This is a genomic window from Mycolicibacterium smegmatis, assembly GCF_001457595.1.
Lineage (GTDB): Bacteria > Actinomycetota > Actinomycetes > Mycobacteriales > Mycobacteriaceae > Mycobacterium > Mycobacterium smegmatis.
The window spans coordinates 3,121,495-3,139,154 of the sequence record NZ_LN831039.1 but is presented as its reverse complement, the minus strand read 5'-3'; the positions used below and the strand labels follow the sequence as shown (position 1 = coordinate 3,139,154).

At 68.1% G+C, this 17,660-nt stretch carries 16 protein-coding genes; 11 read left to right on the top strand and 5 right to left on the bottom strand.

Going from position 1 to position 17,660, the window contains the following annotated elements; genetic code table 11:
- The first annotated feature begins 96 nt into the window (after nt 1-96).
- The 3 genes from AT701_RS15095 to AT701_RS15085 are packed head-to-tail and all read left to right on the top strand — an operon-like array spanning nt 97 to nt 3,805.
- Nucleotides 97-1,593 carry an NAD-dependent succinate-semialdehyde dehydrogenase gene (locus tag AT701_RS15095; RefSeq protein WP_014877554.1) on the top strand — a complete coding sequence of 499 codons (1,497 nt, stop codon included), beginning with the start codon at nt 97-99 and terminating at the stop codon, nt 1,591-1,593.
- Nucleotides 1,590-2,867 (top strand): iron-containing alcohol dehydrogenase, encoded by a 1,278-nt coding sequence (locus AT701_RS15090; protein ID WP_011728753.1) that lies wholly within the window; start codon nt 1,590-1,592, stop codon nt 2,865-2,867. Before AT701_RS15095 ends, AT701_RS15090 begins: the two co-directional genes overlap by 4 nt.
- A complete protein-coding gene (locus AT701_RS15085; protein WP_058126130.1) occupies nt 2,858-3,805 on the top strand; it encodes a 3-hydroxyacyl-CoA dehydrogenase in 948 nt (315 codons plus the stop codon). Before AT701_RS15090 ends, AT701_RS15085 begins: the two co-directional genes overlap by 10 nt.
- Before the next feature lies 1 nt (nt 3,806).
- On the opposite strand, the gene AT701_RS15080 is transcribed toward AT701_RS15085, so the two are convergent.
- The gene (locus AT701_RS15080) at nt 3,807-4,262 is read right to left on the bottom strand and encodes a nitroreductase family deazaflavin-dependent oxidoreductase (protein WP_003894385.1); all 456 of its coding nucleotides are present in this window, start codon (nt 4,260-4,262) and stop codon (nt 3,807-3,809) included.
- A 43-nt stretch (nt 4,263-4,305) separates the two neighbouring features.
- A complete protein-coding gene (gene aspS, locus AT701_RS15075) occupies nt 4,306-6,102 on the bottom strand; it encodes an aspartate--tRNA ligase (protein ID WP_003894384.1) in 1,797 nt (598 codons plus the stop codon).
- A gap of 128 nt (nt 6,103-6,230) precedes the next feature.
- Here aspS and AT701_RS15070 point away from each other — a divergent pair, with 128 nt between their 5' ends.
- Nucleotides 6,231-6,737, top strand: coding sequence for an SRPBCC family protein (locus tag AT701_RS15070; protein ID WP_058126129.1), 507 nt, complete (start codon nt 6,231-6,233; stop codon nt 6,735-6,737).
- Here the strand turns inward: AT701_RS15070 and AT701_RS15065 are convergent.
- The gene (locus tag AT701_RS15065; protein ID WP_011728750.1) at nt 6,734-8,209 is read right to left on the bottom strand and encodes a carboxylesterase/lipase family protein; all 1,476 of its coding nucleotides are present in this window, start codon (nt 8,207-8,209) and stop codon (nt 6,734-6,736) included. The genes AT701_RS15070 and AT701_RS15065 overlap by 4 nt on opposite strands.
- A gap of 72 nt (nt 8,210-8,281) precedes the next feature.
- Here AT701_RS15065 and ypfJ point away from each other — a divergent pair, with 72 nt between their 5' ends.
- The 3 genes from ypfJ to AT701_RS15050 are packed head-to-tail and all read left to right on the top strand — an operon-like array spanning nt 8,282 to nt 11,354.
- Nucleotides 8,282-9,175 (top strand): KPN_02809 family neutral zinc metallopeptidase, encoded by an 894-nt coding sequence (gene ypfJ, locus AT701_RS15060; protein WP_011728749.1) that lies wholly within the window; start codon nt 8,282-8,284, stop codon nt 9,173-9,175.
- The gene (locus AT701_RS15055; protein ID WP_058126128.1) at nt 9,168-10,793 is read left to right on the top strand and encodes a DUF885 domain-containing protein; all 1,626 of its coding nucleotides are present in this window, start codon (nt 9,168-9,170) and stop codon (nt 10,791-10,793) included. Before ypfJ ends, AT701_RS15055 begins: the two co-directional genes overlap by 8 nt.
- Nucleotides 10,794-10,817: 24 nt before the next feature.
- A complete protein-coding gene (locus tag AT701_RS15050) occupies nt 10,818-11,354 on the top strand; it encodes a DinB family protein (RefSeq protein ID WP_058126127.1) in 537 nt (178 codons plus the stop codon).
- Here AT701_RS15050 and AT701_RS15045 read toward each other — a convergent pair whose 3' ends face one another.
- On the bottom strand, nt 11,355-12,254 hold the full coding sequence (locus AT701_RS15045) for an acyl-CoA thioesterase (protein ID WP_058126126.1): 900 nt from the start codon (nt 12,252-12,254) through the stop codon (nt 11,355-11,357).
- Entirely contained in the window at nt 12,251-13,105 is an 855-nt protein-coding gene (locus AT701_RS15040; RefSeq protein ID WP_058126125.1) for an LLM class flavin-dependent oxidoreductase, read from the bottom strand. Before AT701_RS15040 ends, AT701_RS15045 begins: the two co-directional genes overlap by 4 nt.
- Before the next feature lie 92 nt (nt 13,106-13,197).
- On the opposite strand from AT701_RS15040, the gene AT701_RS15035 reads away from it, so the two are divergent.
- The 4 genes from AT701_RS15035 to AT701_RS15020 all read left to right on the top strand — a co-directional run bounded on the left by AT701_RS15035 (nt 13,198) and on the right by AT701_RS15020 (nt 17,637).
- The gene (locus tag AT701_RS15035; protein WP_058126124.1) at nt 13,198-13,833 is read left to right on the top strand and encodes a TetR/AcrR family transcriptional regulator; all 636 of its coding nucleotides are present in this window, start codon (nt 13,198-13,200) and stop codon (nt 13,831-13,833) included.
- Between the two features lie 112 nt (nt 13,834-13,945).
- Nucleotides 13,946-15,175, top strand: coding sequence for an amidohydrolase family protein (locus AT701_RS15030; RefSeq protein WP_058126123.1), 1,230 nt, complete (start codon nt 13,946-13,948; stop codon nt 15,173-15,175).
- A gap of 63 nt (nt 15,176-15,238) precedes the next feature.
- The gene (locus AT701_RS15025; protein WP_003894374.1) at nt 15,239-16,378 is read left to right on the top strand and encodes an acyl-CoA dehydrogenase family protein; all 1,140 of its coding nucleotides are present in this window, start codon (nt 15,239-15,241) and stop codon (nt 16,376-16,378) included.
- On the top strand, nt 16,375-17,637 hold the full coding sequence (locus AT701_RS15020; RefSeq protein ID WP_003894373.1) for an acyl-CoA dehydrogenase family protein: 1,263 nt from the start codon (nt 16,375-16,377) through the stop codon (nt 17,635-17,637). The genes AT701_RS15025 and AT701_RS15020 overlap by 4 nt, the downstream gene beginning before the upstream one ends.
- Nucleotides 17,638-17,660: the final 23 nt, after the last annotated feature.

Below are 17,660 nucleotides of genomic sequence, written 5' to 3'. Positions count from 1 at the left end.
AAAGTTTACCGTAATCGGATCTGGCGTCAGCGCCTGAACTGTCTCAAAAAGAGGCAGTCGGACGGATACCGCCCCGACCGCCCTAGCTTGGGCTTCATGACGACCACGCTGGCCAGCACCCACCCTGTCGAGACCGTGCACGGTCACCGCGTACCGACCGGCTTGTTCATCGGTGGAGACTGGCGCACAACGGATTCCACGTTCACCGTGCTCGACCCGGCCACCACGGGGCACATCGCGGATGTGTCCGACGCCGGTGCCGCCGAAGCGCTGGCGGCGCTCGACGCCGCCCACGCGGTGCGCGACGAGTGGCGCCGCGTCACCCCGCGGGCCCGCGCCGGATTGTTCGGCGAGGCGTATCGCCTACTGCGCTCACGCGCCGAGGCGTTCGCCGCGGTGATGACCGCCGAAAGCGGTAAGCCATTGGCAGAATCACGCGCCGAGTTCAATCTCAGTGCCGAGTTCTTCCTGTGGTACACCGAGCAGATCGCGCACCTGCACGGCACCTACGCGCCCGCATCCCACGGCGGCTACCGCGTGGTCACCACACACCAACCGGTCGGACCGGCCCTGCTGATCACCCCGTGGAACTTTCCGATGTTGATGATCGCCCGCAAGGCGGGCGCGGCCCTGGCCGCCGGTTGCCCGGTGATCGTGAAATCCGCCAAGGAAACCCCACTCACCTGTGCGTTGTTCGTCGAGACGCTGCGTGAGGCCGGTTTCCCGGCCGGCGTGGTCAACCTCGTGCACACCACGTCGTCCTCTGCGGTGTCCGCGGCGCTGATGGCCGATCCGCGGCTACGCAAGATCAGCTTCACGGGCTCCACCGGCGTGGGGTCGACGCTGCTCGCCCAGGCCGCGCCCGGGATCCTCAACGCGTCGATGGAACTGGGCGGCGACGGGCCGTTCATCGTGCTCGAGGACGCCGACGTCGAACTCGCCGCGAAGCAGGCCGTGGTGTGCAAGTTCCGCAATGCCGGGCAGGCGTGCGTGGCCGCCAACCGGATCATCGTGCACCGCGCGGTCGCCGAGGAGTTCACCAAGCGTTTCGTGGCGCTCACCGAGCAGTTGCGCGTAGGCAACGGATTCGACGACGGCGTCGACGTGGGACCGATCATCTCGGCCCGGCAACTCGACGGGGTCTCGGAGTTGGTGGACACGCTGCGCGGGCTCGACTCCGAGCTGCTGACCGGCGGCAACGCGCTGCCCGGCGACGGGTTCTTCTTCGCACCGACGGTGTTCCGTGTCAACGGACGCCCCACCGAGTTGTGCAGCCGCGAACTGTTCGCCCCGGTCGCCACGATCTATCAGGTCGAATCCACTTCGGAGGCAATCGAGTTCGCCAATGACACTCGGTACGGGCTCGCCGCCTACGTGTTCACCCGTGACCTGTCGCGCGCGGTGGCGGTCGGGGAACGTCTGGACTTCGGCATGGTCGGCATCAACCGGGGCATCATGGCCGACCCAGCCGCCGCGTTCGGCGGCGTGAAGGCGTCCGGGCTCGGCCGCGAGGGCGGCCACGACGCGATCTACGACTATCTGGAGCCGAAGTACCTGGCGCTCACCGTCGACGAGGAAGCAGGCCTGGCATGAACACCCCGGTTGTCACCGCATTTCAGACCGGTACGCACCGCACCGAGAACAGCCTGGGGCTCGGCCTGTTGCGTCAACCCGGCACGGTCCTGTTCGGGCCCGGGCAGCGCAGACAACTCCCCCGCCTGGTCTCCTCGATCGGGCAGCGGGTGCTCATGATCACCGATTCCCGCATGGCCGACAGTCCCGAATTCGCCGTCATCACCGAGGGATTGACCGCATGCGGGGTCGCCGTCGAGGTGTACGGGGGCACCGAACCGGACCTGCCGCGGCGCAACGTCACCGAGATCACCGGGCGGTTCCGCCGCGAGGATGTCGACGTCATTGTCGGGATCGGCGGGGGGTCGTGCATGGACCTGGCAAAGATCGCCTCCGTCGTGCTCGCGCACGGCGCCGACGTGCGTGACTACTACGGCGAATTCTTGGTTCCCGGGCCGGGATGCCCGGTGATCACGGTTCCCACCACGGGCGGCACCGGCGCCGAGGTGACCTGCATCTCGGTGATATACGACGAGGACAAGAGCATGAAGGTGGGTGTGGCGAGCCCACACCTGGAGGCCACGGCCGCTGTCATCGACCCCGAACTGACCCTGACCTGCCCGCCGGGGTTGACCGCGGCCGCGGGTGCCGACGCCCTGTCACACCTGATCGAATCGTTCACCGGGCGCGCGAAGAACCCGGGCCCGGACGACCTCGCGACCAAGCTCTACGCGGGCAAGAACCTGCTGGCCGATACGTACGCACGTACCGGGCTGGCACTGCTCGACACCTCCCTGCCCGCTGTGGCGTCGCGGCCCGGTGATCTGCAGGCACGCTCGGACACCCTCTTCGGCGCGTACTGCGCCGGTATGGCCATCAACACCGCCGGCACCGCAGGTGCACACGCCATCCAGTCGCCGATCGGGAACCTCACGCACACCCCGCACGGCTTCGGCATCAGCGCGTTGCTGCCATATGTGATGCGCTACAACCTGCCGACGCGGGTACCCGAGTTCGCCGAGATCGGGCGCATCTTCGGGGTCGCGAGCGAAACAGATCCGCAAGAGACACAGGCCCGGAAAGCCATCGAGCGGATCGAGGAGATCCTCGCAACGCTCGGTGCCCCGCTCGACCTGCGCACGCTCGGCCTGCAGCCGCGCGACTTCGATTTCGTCGCCGAGCAGGCCATGCTCGCCACGCGGCTGACCGCCAACAATCCGCGCGAGCTGACCGCGGAAACGGTGCGCGGCATACTCGAACGTGGCTACGACGGTGACCGGTCCTGGTGGCGATGAAATCGCACCAGTCCACCTCCGCAGCGCTGCTCGGTGCCGGCTCGATCGGCGTGTCCTTCGCGATCCTGTTCGCCACCAGAGGTTTTCCGGTCGCGGTGTTCGACCCGGATCCGACCGCACACCCACGCGCCGGCGCCGATCTCGCCCGCAGACTCGATCAGTTGCAGGCGTTCGGCCAGTTGGACGAGGATCCGGACCTCATCATCGAGCGGATCCGGTTCACCACCTCACTCCCGGACACGGTCACCGGCGCCGGCTTCGTGCAGGAGTGCGCACCAGAACGCGCCGAGATCAAGGTGCCCTTGCTGCGCGACGCGGCGTCCCTCACGGATGGTTCTGTGCCACTGGCCAGTTCGACCTCGGCGATCGTACCGAGCACGTTGTCTGCCGACCTTCCCGCCGACGTGGCCAGGCGTGTGCTCGTCGGACATCCGGGCAACCCGCCATATCTGCTGCCCGTGATCGAGGTGGTGCCCGGACCGGCCACGGCGCCGGAGATCGTCGAGACCACGATGTCGGTCTACCGCACGGCGGGTCTGCGTCCGGTGCCGGTACGCAGGGAGGTCGAGGGGTTCGTCTTCAACCGGCTGCAGGGTGCGCTGCTGCGGGAGTCCTATTGCCTGCTGCGTGACGGCGTCGCGACCGTCGACGACATCGACGAGGTGGTGCGCAGCGGTCTCGGCCGGCGGTGGGCGTTCATGGGGCCGTTCGAGACGAGCGACCTCAACACGCGCGGCGGCCTGGCGTCACACGCCGAGAAGATGGGGCCGGCCTATGAGCGCATGGGCGCCGAACGCGGCCAGCACGACCCGTGGACACCCGGTCTCGTGGCCGAGGCCACCGCACAACGGCGCAAACTGCTCGATCTCGACGACTGGGACGCACGCGTGTTGTGGCGCGACGAGCAGTTGCTGCGCCTGCGCGCGCTCTTCGACTGACCTAGGCGCGGATCAATTCGAACAGCGGGATCTGGCGGGTGGTGTTGGCCTGGTACTCGGCGAACACCGGCGCGATCTCAACGATCTTGGGGTAGGTCGCGTCACGTTCGTCGTCGGGCAGTTCACGAGCGACGACGTCGTAGGCCTCGGTGCCGATCTCGATGTGCGCGTTCGGGTTCGCCCGCAGGTTGTGCACCCACGCCGGGTGCTTGGGCCCGCCCGCGTACGAGCCGACGATGAGGATCTTGCCGTCGACCGGGAGATACGCCAGCGGTGACACCCGGGGCTGCCCGGACTTAGCGCCGGTGGTGTGCAGCAACAGCAGGGTGCCGTTCTCGAACGGTCCGCCGACCTTGCCGCCGTTGGCCCGGAACTCCTCGACCACCTTGCTGTTGAAGTCGTCCAGCGCGGCAGTGTCGGAGTACAGCTTTTCCTTGTCGATCGAATCGTCGGTCATGCCTGCACAAGCCTTCCTGCCGCGGACGTATTCCCTGCCGTGATCACGCCTTTGACTTGGCGTCTTCCTTCGGCTTGTCTTCCCTGGGTTTGGCGTCGATCCCGGATTCCTTGCGCTGCTGCGGCGTGATCGGTGCGGGCGCGTCGGTCAGCGGGTCGACCCCGCCACCGGACTTGGGGAACGCGATGACCTCGCGGATCGAATCGACCCCGGCGAGCAGTGCGGTGATGCGATCCCAGCCGAACGCGATGCCGCCGTGCGGCGGGGCGCCGTAGGAGAACGCGTCGAGCAGGAACCCGAACTTCTCCTGGGCCTCGTCGTGATCGATGCCCATCATCGCGAACACCCGCTCCTGGATGTCACGGCGGTGGATACGGATCGAGCCGCCACCGATCTCGTTGCCGTTGCACACGATGTCGTAGGCGTCGGACAGCGCGTTGCCGGGATCGGAGTCGAACGTGTCGACGGAGTCGGGCTTGGGCGCGGTGAACGCGTGGTGCATCGCGGTCCAGGCGCCCGAGCCGACGGCGACGTCACCGGCGGCCGTGGCCTCGTCGGCGGCCTCGAACATCGGGAAGTCGACCACCCAGGTGAACGCCCAGGCGTTCGGGTCGATGAGGTCGAGGCGCTTGGCGATCTCGATGCGGGTGGCGCCGAGCAGCGCGCGGGCACCCTTGGCGGGACCTGCCGCGAAGAAGATGCAGTCACCCGGGTTGGCGCCGACGTGCGCGACCAGCCCGTCGCGTTCGGCGTCGGACAGGTTCTTGGCCACCGGCCCGCCGAGGGTTCCGTCCTCGCCGACGAGCACGTACGCCAGGCCCTTGTGCCCGCGCTGCTTGGCGAACTCCTGCCAGCCGTCGAGCGTGCGGCGGGGCTGCGACGCGCCGCCGGGCATCACGACGGCGCCGACGTACGGCGCCTGGAAAACGCGGAACGTCGTGTCTTTGAAGTACTCGGTGCACTCGACGAGTTCGATGCCGAAGCGCAGATCGGGCTTGTCGGAGCCGAAGCGGCGCATGGCCTCTTCGTAGCTGATCCGCGGAAGCGGCAGCGGCAGGTCGTAGCCGATCGTGGCCCACACGGCCTTGAGGACCTGCTCGGAGATCGCGATGACGTCGTCGGCCTCGACGAAGCTCATCTCCATGTCGAGCTGGGTGAACTCGGGCTGACGATCGGCGCGGAAGTCCTCGTCGCGGTAGCAGCGTGCGATCTGGTAGTAGCGCTCCATGCCCGCGACCATCAGCAGCTGCTTGAACAGCTGCGGGCTCTGCGGCAGCGCGTAGAACGAGCCGGGCTGCAGGCGCGCGGGCACCAGGAAGTCGCGGGCGCCCTCGGGCGTCGATCGCGTCAGCGTCGGGGTCTCGATCTCGACGAAGTCGTGTTCGGCGAGCACGGACCGTGCGGCGGCGTTGACCTTCGACCGCAGCCGCAGTGCGTTGCCGGGGCCTTCGCGGCGCAGGTCCAGGTAGCGGTACTTCAGGCGCGCTTCCTCGCCGGCCTGCTCGTCGAGCTGGAACGGCAACGGCGCGCTCTCGCCCAGCACAGTCAGCTCGGTGGCGTTGACCTCGATCTGCCCGGTGGGGATCTCGGGGTTCTCGTTGCCCTCGGGACGGACCTCGACGACGCCGGTCACCGCGACGCAGAACTCGGCGCGCAGCCTGTGCGCGGCCGCGAGGACGTCGCCCTCGCGGAACACCACCTGCGACACCCCGGACGCGTCGCGCAGGTCGATGAAGATGACGCCGCCGTGATCACGGCGACGCGCCACCCATCCCGCCAACGTCACCGTCTGACCGGCGTCGGCGGGCCGCAACGAACCGGCGGCATGAGTGCGCAGCACGAAGTACTCCTTGTGAAGACGGGTGGGACGACTGATCAGTCTAGAGAGTCGGTCCACACTGCCGACGTGGCGATGGCGAACAACCGATCGCGACCCCGAGTAGACACTTTCCCCTACAGTGTCTACTCATGGCCCGGACCTACGAGTGTGAACGCGTCGACCTCGACTTCATCGACCGTGCCCCGTTCCGCTTCGTGAGCACCGTCGACCTGGCGATCACCGGCGAGCAGTTGTTCGAGGTGCTGGCCGACGAGACGTCGTGGCCGAAGTGGGCGACGGTGATCACCGACGTGGAGTGGACCAGTCCGCAACCGCGCGGAGTCGGTACCACGCGCACCGTGCGCATGCGCGGCAACATCGTCGGACACGAGCAGTTCCTCGCCTGGGAGCCGTTCTCGCACATGGCGTTCCGGTTCAACACCACGACGTCGAGCGCCATCTCGGCGTTCGCCGAGGACTACCGCGTGGTCGACACACCGCAGGGCTGCCACCTGACCTGGGTGATGGCGATCCAGCCGAGCGGCCCGGCCGGGCGTTTGGGGATGCTGCTGGGCCGGCCCGTGATGGCGTGGCTGTTCCAGCGTTTCCTGAACAACCTGCGCCGTTACAGCGACGCGCGCTACCCGGTCGGCTAGTAAAGCCCCTCCCACACCGCGCGCCGCAACGCATCGGGATCGGCGACGGTGTCGTCGCGCGTCGACCGGATGACGCGCGTGAGACGGCGCTCGGTGTCGTAGAACGGCCAGTCGGCGATCTCCGCACGCGCGAAATCCAGCCATGTGCGCTGCATGCGCCTGCCGACCGACGGCTGGACGTGCCTGCCCAGCGGGTGCAGTCTGCGGCCCAGGTACGACCCGTAGCTGTGCTGGATGTGCACGATCTCGCTGCCGTGGGTCGCGCCGAGCCCCAGGGCCCGAAGCGTCCACGTGGTGTGGTCGAACCGGTACACGTGCGTGGGTGCGTGCGCACTGTAGGCGTCGCTGAACGCCCAGGTGGGCGCCCCGAACATGACGTCGGATCCGAACGCGACCAGCGCGCGGCGACGCGGGAAGGCCGGATACGCCGACAGGATCCGGTCCTTGGCCCCGGCGTGCTTGCGCCGGAAATAGTGCTCGACGCCGGCCACGGTGGTGGGCAGCATGGGCGGCTTGCCCCACGCGAACATCGATGCCTCGTGGCTGTTGGTGCCGATGATCAGCGGAACCGGCAGCACCTCGCCGGCCCGCGCGGCGTCGATGGGATGGCGCGGCAGCAGGTCGACGCCGTGGGTCAGGCCGTACGCGAGTGTCGGGGTGTGTTGCGCGCTCTCCAGTTGCACCTGCCCGGCCGCGCGGCGAAGTTGCTTCTGCGGCAGGTCACGCAGTTTCGCCGGGTCCTCGCCGACGATCTCGAGGAAGCGGTGCGCCTGTCTGGCACGCACGTCGCGGTCGGCGATCAGTGGCAGCGCCGGGCTCTGCGCGATCGCGCGTGCGAACAGTCCCTCGGCGGAGGGGCTGGCGAGCAGCGCCAACACCGATGTGGCACCGGCGGATTCACCGAACACCGTGACCCGCTTCGGATCGCCGCCGAACGCGGCGATGTTGTCACGGACCCACTGCAGCGCCGCGAGCTGATCGCGCAGACACAGGTTGTCGGAGAAATCACCGGCGAGATCACCCAGTTCGAATCCACCGAACACACCGAGCCGGTAGGTGACGTTGACCACGACGACGTTGCCGTTGGCCGCCAGCCGCGAGCCGTTGTAGAGCTGCAGCTGACCTGCGCCGTAGACGAATGCCCCGCCCGGGATCCACACCATCACCGGCAGCGCACCGGAGGTGTCGGGCGACCATACGGTGACGGTCAGGCAGGCCTCGTCGCGCATCTTGGGGTCGTCGCGCCCGCCACCGACGAACGATCGCCCCTGCGGCGGCAAAGGGCCGTGCTCGACGGCTTCACGGACGCCTGACCACGGTTGCAGTGGCTGCGGCGCACGAAACCGCAAATCGCCGACAGGCTGCTGCGCATAGTGGACACCGCGCCAGACGCTGACGCCGGCCTCGAGCGTTCCGCGCAGCGTGCCCAGCGAAGTGTGGGCGATGGTCGAATGTTCCGCGACGACGGACACGCCTGAATCGTAGTGTGGCAAGCTGAACGAGCCGCAAACACGGCGTGAGCGCGAAGGCGATGGAGCAATGCGATGACCTTCAACGAGGGTATGCAGATCGACACGAGCACCACCTCGACCAGTGGCGGTGGTCGCCGTGGTCCGGGTCGGGGGATGGCCATCGGAGGTGGCCTGGGCGGTCTGCTTATCGTCGTGCTCGCGCTCTTCCTCGGCGTCGATCCCGGCCAGGTTCTGCCCCAGCAGCAGCAAATGGACTCCGAGGGCGCCGAGGCCGGCGGTTTCGATCTGAGCCAGTGCCGAACCGGCGCCGACGCCAACGAGATCGTGCAATGCCGCGTGGTGGCCACCGGCAACTCGGTCGACGGCGTCTGGCAGCAACTGCTGCAGGGGTATCAGCGGCCGCAGGTGCGCCTGTTCACCGGCCAGGTCAACACCGGGTGCGGCACCGCGACCAGCGACGTGGGTCCGTTCTACTGCCCGGTCGACAAGACCGCCTACTTCGACACCGACTTCTTCGACGTACTCAAGACACAGTTCGGCTCCAGCGGTGGCCCGCTCGCACAGGAATACGTCGTGGCGCACGAGTTCGGCCACCACGTGCAGAACCTGCTCGGTGTGCTGGGCCGGGCGCAGCGAGACCCCGAGGGCGCCACCGGCGCGGGCGTGCGCACCGAACTGCAGGCCGATTGCTACGCGGGTGTGTGGGCTCACTACGCCTCCATCACCCGTCAGGAGAGCACCGGCGTCCCGTTCCTGGAGCCGTTGAGCGACAAGGACATCGCCGACGCGCTGTCGGCCGCGGCTTCGGTCGGCGACGACCGTATCCAGCAGTCGGCGACCGGGCGGGTGAACCCGGAAGCCTGGACACACGGCTCGTCGGCACAACGTCAGAAATGGTTCACCGAGGGCTACCGCACCGGTGATCCCAACAAGTGCGACACGTTCGCGACCAACGATCTTGGCTAGGGCGAAGACCGCGGTCGACGAGATCGCAGAACGCTACCTCGACACCTACGCGCGCCTGGACCCCTGTGCGGCCACCGAATTGGGGATCGCCGGGCACGACGACGACATCACCGACTACTCCCCCGACGGCGTGGCGGCCCGCGCCGAGGCCGCCCGCGCCACGCTGCGCGAACTCGACGGTGCCAAACCGGTCGACGACGTCGACGTCGTGACCATCGCCGCGATGCGCGAACGCCTCGGCGTCGCGGTCGAACTGCACGACGCGGGCCTGGATCTCGGCGAACTGAACGTGATCGCGTCGCCGCTGCAGTCGATGCGCGACGTGTTCGACCTGATGGCCACCGACACCGCCGAGGACTGGGCGGTGGTCTCCGCACGTCTGGCCAGGATCCCCGAACGGGTCGAGAACTACGCGGCCGCGCTGCGGGCCCGCGTGGCCGGCGACGACCCGCCGGCGATCCGACAGGTCCAGCGCGGCATCGCGCAGACCGAACAGATCCAGAAACTGTTCGTGGACATGGTGTCCGGCGCCCCGGACTCGGCCCCGGTCGACGAATTGCGTGAGCGCGCCGCGGCGGCGGCCGACGCGTATCTCTACCTCGGCACAGTCCTGCGCGACGATGTCGCGCCGCGGGCGCGCAAGTACGACGCGTGCGGACGCGACGCCTACCGCCTGCTGTCGCGCGCGTTCCTGGGCACCGAGGCCGACCTCGACGAGTCCTACGAGTGGGGTCTGAACCTGCTCGACGCCATTGTCGCCGAACAGGAATCGATCGCCCAGGAGCTCTACCCGGGCGCCACGGTGGCCGAGACGTTGCGCCGCCTCGACGAGGAACCGCGCTACGTCGTCACCGGAACCGATGCATTGCAGGCGTGGATGCAGGACCTGTCCGACCGTGCCGTGGATTCGCTGGCCGGAACACATTTCGACATCGACGGCCCGCTGCGCAGGCTCGAGTGCCGCATCGCCCCGACCCAGACCGGCGGCATCTACTACACGGGCCCGTCGGAGGATTGGAGCCGTCCGGGCCGGATGTGGTGGTCGGTGCCGCCCGGGGTCGACCAGTTCCACACGTGGCAGGAAACGACCACGGTGTTCCACGAGGGCGTACCCGGCCATCACCTGCAGATCGGGCGCGCGGTCGCCCTGGCCGAGCGTCTCAACCGGTGGCGCCGCCTGGGGTGCTGGGTGTCGGGCCACGGTGAGGGCTGGGCACTGTATGCCGAACGCCTCATGGCCGAACTCGGCTGGCTCGACGATCCGGGCAACCGCATGGGCATGCTCGACGCGCAGCGGTTCCGCGCCGCGCGCGTGGTCATCGACATCGGTGTGCACTGCGGGCTCACGGCACCCGACGGTGAGGTGTGGGACGCCGAACGTGCGTGGAACTTCCTGACCTCGCATTCGGCGATGGCCGAGGAGAACCTGCAGTTCGAACTCGACCGCTACCTCGGCTGGCCGGGCCAGGCGCCGTCGTACGCCATCGGCCAGCGGATCTGGCACGAACTGCGCGAGGACAGCGTGCGCCGCGGGCTGACGATGCGTGAATTCCACAGCCGCGCGCTCGATCTGGGCGGACTGCCGCTCGACGTGCTGCGCTCGGCTCTGGCGGCCTGACCGGACGCCGGGGACACTGGGCAGATGACCTCCGACGTCGACCCCATCGAACCCGACACCAAGGACTGGACCTGGGTGCTGCAGCGGCCGTGCCCGGAATGCGGGTTCGATCCGTCGAGCGTGCACCACACCGAGGTGGCCGGGCGCATCCGTGACGACGCCACCGCGTGGGTGCAGCGCCTCACCCGCTCGGGCGCCGCCCAGCGCACGAGGCCCGACATGTGGTCGGTGCTCGAATACGGCTGCCACGTCCGCGATGTGCACCGCATCTTCGATTCCCGGGTGCGGTTGATGCTCACCGAGACCGATCCCCGGTTCCCCAACTGGGACCAGGATGCCACCGCCATCGCCGACGGCTACGCGTCGCAGGATCCGGCGGTGGTCGCCACCGAGGTGTACGACGCCGCCACGGTGGTCGCCGACACCTATGACGGCGTGCCCGAGGACGCGTGGTCACGGCGCGGACTGCGCAGCAACGGCAGCGAATTCACCATCGCGACCATCGCGCTCTACCACCTGCACGACATCGTCCACCACGGGCACGACGTCGCAGAGATGTAGCTACAGGCGTGCTTTGGCCGAGATGTTCGTGTCGACCGTGCGCAGCGGCCGGATCATCGCGTCCTGGCTGAACGACGCGATGAGTTCGCCGCCCTCGGTGTGCACCGTGCCGCGAACGTAGGACATACCCGCGCCCACCTGTGTGCTCTCGTGCGAATAGAGCAGCCAGCCGTCCCACGCCGCCGGCTCGTGGAAGCTCACGTTGACCGTCATCGGCGCGGTCGACACCGTCAGGTGCGCCTGTGCGGTGCCGATACCCTCGTGTGCCCGCATCGTGGTCGAGATGCCCAGGTGGCCTGTGAAATACGCGATCAGCGCCTTGGCCAGGTCGTCGCGCGTCGGGACCGGATCGTAATGCAGCCATGCGTACAGTTCGGGCGGGCCGACCTCGTCGGGGCTGTTCACGTCGACCACGTCGACCAGGCGCAGTTCACGGCCCGTCATCGGCATGTGCGCGACGTTGGCGTCGGCGGGTCCGGCGACGTCGGGGCGCGGCAGGTGGTGGCGGATCACGTCGGCCGACGGCACGTCGGTGAACACCGTGAACGTCATGCACCGCTTGCCGTTCTGCGACGCGGTGACGACGGCCGTCGCGGTCGAGCGGCCCTCACTGACCACGTCGAGGTCGAGTTCGACGGGCGGGCCCACCAGCACCGCGCGCGCGAACACGGCCTGCACCGAGCGCACGGACTTGTCCGGAAAGCGTTTGGCGGCAGCGACGATCGCCTGTGCGAGCACCTGGGTGCCCTCGACCACCTGGCGGTCGTCGGCACCCGCGAGGCCGGTCGGCGCCGTGAAGCGGTTCTCCCCGGCCGGTTCGACCTCGAACAGGTCGAGCAGCATCTGCAGCGTCCACTGCACGGATGCGCCCGGCGCGGTTTCGGTTGACTCGGTGGTCATGTCGTCCCTTTCTGTCCCGTGTGCATCACGGTCTCGGCGAACTCGGAAATGGTCTGTGGCGCCGCGAAATCGGCGAACCACACGTAGAAGCGCTCGATGCCCTGCGCGGCGAGTCCGGCGAAGTGCCCGGTGAGTTCGGCCGCGTCGCCGCACACCAGACCTGATCCGAGATGGCCGAACAACCGCGAACTTCGTTCGGTGACCGCAGCGCGGTCGATGCCGCGTCCGACAAACCCGACCATCTGCTGCATCGAGGCCCGCGCGGCGCCCACGGTCGGCAGCAGGTCGGGCAACCGGTCGAGTTGGTGCGACGGGATGTTCCACCAGTCGGCGTACCGACGCACCAAACCCATTGTGCGTCGGCCGGTTCCACCGATGACGAGCGGAATCTTGTGCGCCGGCGCGGGCACCTGTCCGCGTTCGCCTTCGCCCCAGTGCTCCCGCAGCAGCGCCAGATCGCGTTCGAGACGGTCGACGCGCGCCGCGGCGTCGTCACCGCCGTCGACACCGAAGCGGAAGAACTCCTGCGGCCAGGACCCCGAACCGAGGCCGAGTTCGAACCGGCCGTCACTGGCCGTGGACAACGTGACGGCCTGCTTGGCGAGCACGGCGGGATGCCGGAAGGCGTCGCAGAGCACCAGGTGCCCGATGCGCAACCGCTCGGTGTGCGCGGCGACCCACGTCGCGGTGGTCATCGCCTCCCAGATGCCCTGGTGCGTCGCGCCGGGGGCCTCGAGGTGGTCGATGAACGCGATGCCGTCGAAACCGGCGGCTTCGGCGATCCGCGCCCGCTCGACGATGTCGCCGATCTCCAACCGCACCTGCGGCAGGAACAGGAACCACTCTGTCATCGGTGCACCACAGTAATCACAAGCCGCCCATTGCTTCTACGAAAACGGTAACGTCATTCTCCACAGTGCAGCATGACGGAGGTGGTGCCGCAATGGCCAGACCTACGCAACGATCGCCCGACGGTGCGCGCGCGGATCCCGAGGACCGCACGGCCCGGTTCATGAGATCGGCCCTGGCGATCCTCGGCGAGACCGGCCGCACCGATTTCACGGTCCTGGAGGTCGTGGAGCGGTCCAAGACCTCACTGCGGTCGTTCTACCAGCACTTCTCCACCAAGGACGAACTCCTGCTGGCGTTGATCGACCGGATCATGGCGGAGTCCGCTCAACGGTGGCGCGCCGACACCGAGGCCCTGCCGGGCCCCGAAGCGCTGCGGGTGCTCGTCGAGAAGATCACCGCGCCCGCCTCTTCCAGCACCCAGGACAGCATCAATCGGGGTCTGACGTACTACAACGACCACCTCGCCGAGTCCCTGCCCCGTGAATACGCGCGGGTTCTGGCCCCGCTGCACGACCTGATCCGCGGCATCGTGCGACGCGGCATCGATGCCGGCGACTTCCACTCCGGTGTCGAGGTGGACACCACATCTGCCCTGATCCTGCAGTCGGTACTGGGCGCCATGCGGTTGCGCTCACTCGGGGTCGAACTCAACGGCACACCCATCGAGGGCCCGCACATCTACGAGTTCTGCCTCCGCAGCCTGGCGAATCCGACACACGGCGTCTGACCTGGCGTTTCCACGACGGCCACAGATCGGTTCCGACGTATCGTCCACGCAGGTCACCTCGTGGTAACGTCATTACCGATTTCGACGAACGCGACTCTCCCAGGAGGCGAACATGCCCTCACGCATTCTCGACTTCCCGGTGTTCGACGCCGACAACCACTTCTACGAGCCGAAGGAAGCGCTCACCAAGTTCCTGCCCGACCATCGCAAGGGCGTCATCGACTACGTCGACGTCCGTGGCCGCACCAAGATCGTGGTGCGCAACCACATCAGCGACTACATCCCGAACCCCACGTTCGAGGTGGTCGCCCGCCCCGGCGCGCAGGAGGAGTACTTCCGGCACGGCAGCGGCGGCAAGAGTTACCGCGAGGTGCTGGGCAAGCCCATGAAGTCCATCCCCGCGTTCCGCAATCCCGAAGCGCGCCTCGAGGTCATGGACGGTCTGGGCCTCGACTACACGCTGATGTTCCCCACCCTGGCCTCACTGGTCGAGGAACGGCTCAAAGACGACCCGGAGCTGATCCACGACATCATCCATGCGCTCAACGAATGGATGTACGAGACATGGCAGTTCGACTACGAGGGCCGGATCTTCTCCACACCGGTCATCACACTGCCGATCGTCGACCGCGCGCTCGAAGAACTCGAATGGTGCCTGGAACGCGGCGCCAAGACCGTACTGGTGCGCCCGGCGCCGGTACCTGGTTTCCGCGGCACGCGCTCGTTCGGCACCGAGGAGTTCGACCCGTTCTGGCAGGCCTGCGTCAAAGCCGGTATCCCCGTGGCCATGCACGCCTCGGACAGCGGTTACGCGCAGTACCTCAACGACTGGGAACCCGCCGACGAGTTCCTGCCGTTCAAGCCGACGGCGTTCCGGATGGTCGCGATGGGCAAGCGTCCCATCGAGGACACCATGACCGCGCTCGTGTGTCACGGTACCTTCACCCGCAACCCGGACCTGCGCATCCTGTCGATCGAGAACGGGGCGTCGTGGGTGCCGCACCTGTTCCACCAGTTCGAGGACGTCTACGCCAAGATGCCGCAGGACTTCCCCGAGGAACCGATCCAGGCGTTCAAGCGCTGCGTGTACGTCGCGCCGTTCTGGGAGGACAACTTCAAGCAGATGGCCGATCTGATCGGCATCGACCGGGTGATCTTCGGTTCGGACTGGCCGCACCCGGAGGGTCTGGCCGACCCGATCAACCTGGTCTCCGATCTCCAGGCTCACGGCCTCGACGACGAGGGCGTGCGAAAGGTGATGGGCAGGAACCTGGTCGACCTCTTCCAGGTCGAGAACAAGGTGGTGTACAAACCCGACGTCCCCGCGCTCGTCATCGCCTGACCGCAACGCTGCGTCGCTCCCGCGCGCAGCCTGACCCATCGACCAAGAGGCTGAGCCCATTCCATGACTGCCAACCCGGAACAGATGCTGTTCACCTCCACCGCGCAGGCCTTCCTGGAGAAAGAGGCGCCGCTGAGCCGCGTTCGCCAATTGCACGACGAGGACACGTCGTTCGACGCGCAGTGGTGGGGCCGCGCGGCCGAGTTGGGGTGGGCCGGCCTGCTGGTACCGGAGGACCTGGGCGGCGGGAGCGTGTCCGGCGACGGTGTCGCCGATCTGGCACTGATCGCCGAGCAGGCCGGGCGCACCGTGGCGCCGGGGCCCCTGCATCCGGTGAGCGCGGTGCTGGCCGGGTTGGTGGAGGCACCGCAGGGGCACGAGGAGACCATCGAGACCCTGATCGCCGGCGAAACGATCGCGTCATGGGCCACCTATGAGCCCAAGCGTCCCTTCGCCCCCACGGCTCCGACGGTCACCGCGACGCGCACCGCGACCGGGTACCGCATCGACGGCGTGAAGGACCGCGTCGAGGCCGGGGACCAGGCCGGCCTGCTGTTAGTGGTCGCCCTGCTCGACGGGCAGCCCCGTCAGTTCCTGGTCGCGACCGACGCCACCGGCGTCACGGTCACCGCCCAGAAGTCACTGGACCTGGTGAAGCGTTATGCCCGTGTCGAATTCGACGGTGTCGCGGTCGAGGAGTCCGCGGTCGTCGGCGCGGCCGAACAGACCCCGGCCATCATCGAGCGGCAGCGGCAGATCGCGCTGGTGCTGCAGTGCGCCGAGACCGTCGGGATTCTCGACGCTGTGCTGGCGATGACCAACCAGTGGCTGCTGGACCGCAACAGCTTCGGCCGCCCCCTGGCGTCGTATCAGGCGCTCAAGCACCGCTTCGCCGACATGAAGATGTGGTTCGAGGCCGCCCGCGCCACCACCACCGGTGCCGTGGCCGCCGTCGGTGCCCGGTCGAAGAGAGCCGCGTTCCTGGTCAGCGTCGCGAAAGCCTATGTGGGCGAGCGCGCTCCGGTGATGTTGCAGGACTGCGTGCAGTTGCACGGCGGTATCGGCGTGACGTGGGAGCACGACCTGCACCTGTACCTGCGCCGGGCATCGCTCAACCGCGCCATGTTCGGCGCTCCCGAGGACCACCACCGTGCAGTGTTCGAACTGAGCCGCAGATCCCAGCCCGAGGAGGCTCGCGCATGACCGAGACCGCCGTGTCGACCGGAACCCAGGAATCGGTGGAGGACTTCGCCGCCCGCGCCCGCGCGTGGCTGGCCGGGAACATGCCGCGCATCGATCCCGACAATCCACCGTTCTCGGTCCGGGCTGACCAGGAGTCCTGGGACCGGGCCAAGGAGCTCCAGAAGCGGTTGTACCAGGGCGGTTTCGCCGGGATCTGCTTTCCGCGTGAATACGGCGGCCTGGGACTGGACCACGCCTATCAGCGGGCGTTCAACGCCGAGGCCCGCTGCTACGAGATGCCGCTGATCCTCAACACGCCGTCGTTCACGATCTGCGCCGCGACCATCCTGGACATGGGCAGCGAACAGCAGAAGCGCGACCGGATCGGCGCGGCCATCCGCGGCGAGGAGATCCTCGTGCAGTTGCTCAGCGAGCCCAGCGGCGGATCGGATCTCGCGGGTGTGATCACCCGCGCCGACCGGGTCGGCGACAAGTGGGTCATCAACGGCGCCAAGACCTGGAGCACCAGCGCCTTCGCGGGTGACTACGGCCTGATGCTGGCCCGCACCAACTGGGACGTGCCCAAACACGAGGGCCTCACGATGTTTCTGGTGCCGCTGAAGGCGCCCGGGATCACCATGCGCCGCATCAAGGAGGTCAACGGCAACGAGGAGTTCTGCGAGGAATTCTTCGACAACCTCGAACTCGGTGACGACGCCGTCGTCGGCAAGGTCGACGACGGTTGGACCGTGGCCTCGCGGCAGCTGTTCCACGAACGCCGTGCGGTGGGCGGCGGATCCGAGTTCGCCAGCGGCACCGGAGCGGAGAACGCCAACGAGATGCCGCCCGACCACGTCGGCCTCGCCGAGGCACTCGGCCGCGCCGACGATCCGTTCGTCCAGGACCTCGCCGGCCGCGCCCTGGTGCGGCGGGCGGTCAAGACGCAGTTGATCGACCATGTCACGCAGGCGATCGCGGCGGGCGCCCTGCCGCCGACGGCGGGCACACTGATCCGGTTGTTCCACGCCGAGACCACCGAGTTGGAGGTGGACACCGCGCTGGCCATCGCGGGCACCGCCGGTGTGGTCGACGAGGGCGGGGACTTCGACGGCATGCTCGACATCGGCGTGCGGTACCTGTCGCGGCAGACCGGCTCGCTGGGCGGCGGCAGTTCGGAGATGGCACGCAACGTCATCGGCGAGCGTGTACTCGGCTTCCCGCGCGAGCACGCCGCCGACCGCGGCGTGCCGTTCCGGGAAGTCAAGCGCAACAAGGGTTGATTTCTCCCGCAAGAGAAATTCCG

Coding starts and splice junctions, on each gene's coding strand:
- AT701_RS15095 (WP_014877554.1), top strand. CDS start 97: ATGACGACCACGCTGGCCAGCACCCACCCTGTCGAGACCGTGCACGGT.
- AT701_RS15090 (WP_011728753.1), top strand. CDS start 1,590: ATGAACACCCCGGTTGTCACCGCATTTCAGACCGGTACGCACCGCACC.
- AT701_RS15080 (WP_003894385.1), bottom strand. CDS start 4,262: ATGACCGACGATTCGATCGACAAGGAAAAGCTGTACTCCGACACTGCC.
- AT701_RS15070 (WP_058126129.1), top strand. CDS start 6,231: ATGGCCCGGACCTACGAGTGTGAACGCGTCGACCTCGACTTCATCGAC.
- ypfJ (WP_011728749.1), top strand. CDS start 8,282: ATGACCTTCAACGAGGGTATGCAGATCGACACGAGCACCACCTCGACC.
- AT701_RS15050 (WP_058126127.1), top strand. CDS start 10,818: ATGACCTCCGACGTCGACCCCATCGAACCCGACACCAAGGACTGGACC.
- AT701_RS15045 (WP_058126126.1), bottom strand. CDS start 12,254: ATGACCACCGAGTCAACCGAAACCGCGCCGGGCGCATCCGTGCAGTGG.
- AT701_RS15040 (WP_058126125.1), bottom strand. CDS start 13,105: ATGACAGAGTGGTTCCTGTTCCTGCCGCAGGTGCGGTTGGAGATCGGC.
- AT701_RS15035 (WP_058126124.1), top strand. CDS start 13,198: ATGGCCAGACCTACGCAACGATCGCCCGACGGTGCGCGCGCGGATCCC.
- AT701_RS15030 (WP_058126123.1), top strand. CDS start 13,946: ATGCCCTCACGCATTCTCGACTTCCCGGTGTTCGACGCCGACAACCAC.
- AT701_RS15025 (WP_003894374.1), top strand. CDS start 15,239: ATGACTGCCAACCCGGAACAGATGCTGTTCACCTCCACCGCGCAGGCC.
- AT701_RS15020 (WP_003894373.1), top strand. CDS start 16,375: ATGACCGAGACCGCCGTGTCGACCGGAACCCAGGAATCGGTGGAGGAC.